Source organism: Arenibaculum sp., assembly GCF_035998295.1.
GTDB lineage: Bacteria > Pseudomonadota > Alphaproteobacteria > Azospirillales > Azospirillaceae > DASYHS01.
On record NZ_DASYHS010000267.1, the window covers coordinates 1 to 3254 of the forward strand.

Annotated in this window: 3 protein-coding genes; all 3 read left to right on the forward strand. The window is 71.5% G+C overall.

Annotation, left to right across the window (positions count from 1 at the left end; all coding sequences use genetic code 11):
• The coding region (locus VGO20_RS24755) for an OmpA family protein (RefSeq protein ID WP_327505071.1) at positions 1–564 on the forward strand (564 nt) is incomplete at its 5' end.
• 40 nt (positions 565–604) lie between these two features.
• On the forward strand, positions 605–1747 hold the full coding sequence (locus VGO20_RS24760; protein ID WP_327505072.1) for a flagellar motor protein MotA: 1143 nt from the start codon (positions 605–607) through the stop codon (positions 1745–1747).
• A gap of 34 nt (positions 1748–1781) precedes the next feature.
• Positions 1782–3254, forward strand: coding sequence for a peptidoglycan -binding protein (locus VGO20_RS24765; protein WP_327505073.1), 1473 nt, complete (start codon positions 1782–1784; stop codon positions 3252–3254).

Genomic DNA, 3254 nt, shown 5'->3' on the forward strand with positions numbered 1-3254 from the left:
CCCGGGCCTCTGCCGGACTTCGCGCTCGCCCCGCTGCCGGTCCCCGAAGACCCGCTGGGCAGCCGGCCGGCGCCCGCGGCCGACCCGGCCCTGGCCGACCCGCTGCCGGTCCCGCCTCCCCTGCCCGACCTGTCGCCGCGCGGCGTCCCCGCCCCGGCCATGCGCCCGCCGCCGCCCGGCCCCGCGGAGCAGGACATGGCCGCCCTGCTGGCCCCGCCGCCCGACCCGGGCCCGGACCGGGCGGTCGAGCTGCCGGCCGGCAACGAGTTCAGCATCGTGTTCGACGAGGGTGCCGCGGAGCTGGAGGCGGCCGAGAAGGAGCTGCTGACCGGCATCGCGGCGCGCATGGCCCGGAACCAGAACGCGCGCCTGCAGATCCGCTCCTACGCCACGACCCCGGAACGACGCGAGCCGGACGCGCGGCGGCTGGCGCTGCGGCGCGCCGTCGACCTGCGCCGGCTGCTGGTCGAGCAGGGCGTGCGGAGCACCCGCATCGACGTCCGCGCGCTGGGCACCGCCGACGCGGGCCCGACCGACCGCGTCGACCTGGTCCTGGTGAACTAGTGACCGCCGCCCTTCCTCCGTCCCCGTCCCGAGAGCCTCGATGTCGCGCCCGCAGCGCTTCCTGACCCGCATGTCCCTGTTCCTCGCGATCGTGGTCGCGATCGCGGTGGCGCTGTATCCCGTGCTCGAGCGCGCGTTCCTGGTCAATCCGGCCCTGAACGGCCTGATCCTCGGGGTCCTGCTGCTGGGCATCCTGTACATATTCCGCCAGGTGCTGATGCTCCGGCCGGAGGTCACGTGGCTCGAACGCTACCGCGCGGGCCATGCCGCCGACACCGGCTCCGAGCCGGTGCTGCTGGCGCCGATGGCGCGGATGCTGGGCGAGCGCAAGGGCCGGCTGTCGCTGTCGGCCCCGGCGATGCGGTCGCTGCTGGACGGCATCGCCGCGCGCCTGGACGAAGGCCGGGAGCTGTCGCGCTACCTGATCGGGCTGCTGATCTTCCTCGGCCTGCTCGGCACGTTCTGGGGCCTGATCCGGACGATCGGATCGGTCGCCGACGTCATCTCGGGCCTGTCGGCGACCGGCGACGGCGACGTCGGCGCCCTGTTCAGCGACCTGCAGCAGGGCATCGCCGAACCGCTCGCCGGCATGGGCACGGCGTTCAGCTCCTCGCTGTTCGGCCTCGCGGGGTCGCTCGTCCTGGGCTTCCTCGACCTCCAGGCGGGCCAGGCGATGAACCGGTTCTTCACCGAGGTGGAGGACTGGCTGTCGGGCGCCACGCGCCTGTCGAGCGGCGTCGGCATCGAGAGCGAGCAGTCGGTCCCGGCCTATCTCCAGGCGCTTCTGGAGCAGACGGCGGAGAACATAGAGGCGCTCCAGCGCACGGTCGCGCAGAGCGAGGAGGGCCGGCGCTCCGCCAACAACAATCTCATGGCGCTGACGGAAAAGCTCTCTACATTGACCGACCAGATGCGGGCCGAACAGACGCTGATGCTGCGCCTCGCCGAAAGCCAGATGGAGCTGAGGCCGATCCTGCAGCGCCTGTCGGACGCGCTGGGGACCGGGCAGGGCTTCGGCATCGACGACGCGACCCGCCAGCACATCCGCAACATGGACATCTACACCGCGCGCCTGGTGGACGAGGTGGCGACCGGCCGGGTCCAGGCGGTGCAGGAGATCCGCAGCGAGATCAAGCTGCTCGCCCGCACCATCGCCGCCCTCGCCGAAGAGGCCGACCGCTGAGGACCATGCTGCCGGGGCACGCTGACGGGGTATAATGGCATCGATTTCCGCCCGACGGGGCACCGATCGCAGCGTCAACGCATGGCCGATCTGGGTCGACGCCCTGTCGTCCCTGCTGATGGTCGTGATCTTCGTCCTGATGGTGTTCGTGGTCGCGCAGGTCTACCTGTCGACCACGCTGTCGGGACGCGACCAGGCGCTCCAGAGCCTCAACCGCCAGCTCGCAGAACTCGGCGAGCTGCTGGCCATGGAGCGCGAGGCGAACGTCGACCTGCGCACCAACGTGGCGCAGCTCTCCGCCCAGCTCCAGAGCTCGATCGCCGAGCGCGAGCGCCTGACGTCGGACCTCGCCACCGTGCAGGCCGAGCGCGACGAGCTCGACGGCCGGATCGCCTTGCTGTCGGGGCGCACCGAGCGCCAGGGCGAAGAGCTGGACATGGTCGCCCGCGAGCTCGAGGACGCCTTCAAGGTGATCGAGGCGGACCGGGAGAAGATCGAGCTGCAACTGCGCGAGATCGCGAGCCTGCAGGCCGACATCCAGGCGCTGCGCACGGTGCGCACCGACCTGGAAAGCCAGGTCGCCGCCCTGTCCACGCTGGTGGACGCGACCCGGACCGAGCGCGACGAGGTCGCCGCCGCCAATACCGCGCTGACGGAGGAGCTGCGGCTCACGGCCGAGCAGCGCGAGCAGCTCCTCGCCGAGCTGGGAACGATCCGCGACCGGGCGCAGCAGCTCGATACCGACCTCGCCACCGAGCGCGAAAGGACGGTGCTCGCCCAGCGCGAGGTCGAGGAGCGGGACATCAGGATCGAGGAACTCCTGGTCGCGGTGGACGCGACGGAGGCCGCCCTGACCCAGGAGCAGGAGCTGACGGAGCAGGGCCGCCAGGAGGTGTCGTTCCTGAACCAGCAGATCGCGGCGCTGCGCAGCCAGCTCCAGCGCCTGGAGGCGGCACTCGAGGTCTCGGAGCAGGAGAGCAGCGACCAGGAGGTCCAGATCGCGGATCTGGGCCGGCGGCTGAACCTCGCGCTCGCCAGCAAGGTCGAGGAGCTGTCGCGCTACCGCTCGGAGTTCTTCGGCCGCCTGCGCGAGGCGCTGGGCGACCGGCCGGACATCCGTATCGTCGGCGACCGGTTCGTGTTCCAGTCGGAGGTGCTGTTCCCGAGCGCGTCCGCGACCCTGCAGGCGGGCGGGGCGGACGAGCTGGACAAGCTGGCCGACACGCTGCTCGAGATTTCGAAGGACATCCCGCCGGAGGTCAACTGGATCCTGCGCGTCGACGGCCATACGGACGAGAGGCCGATCTCGACCGCCCAGTTCCCTTCCAATTGGGAGCTTTCCACCGCCCGCGCGATCGAGGTCGTCAAGTTCCTGGAGCAGCGCGGCATCCCGGCCGAGCGCCTGGCCGCGACCGGCTTCGCCGCGAACCAGCCGCTGGACACCGGCGACACCGAGGCCGCCTACGGCCGCAACCGGCGCATCGAGATCAAGCTCGACCAGCGCTGA

What these genes read in the sequence shown, in the direction of transcription:
- VGO20_RS24765 (WP_327505073.1), top strand. Translation starts at nt 1,782, where the DNA reads ATGGCATCGATTTCCGCCCGACGGGGCACCGATCGCAGCGTCAACGCA.
- VGO20_RS24760 (WP_327505072.1), top strand. Translation starts at nt 605, where the DNA reads ATGTCGCGCCCGCAGCGCTTCCTGACCCGCATGTCCCTGTTCCTCGCG.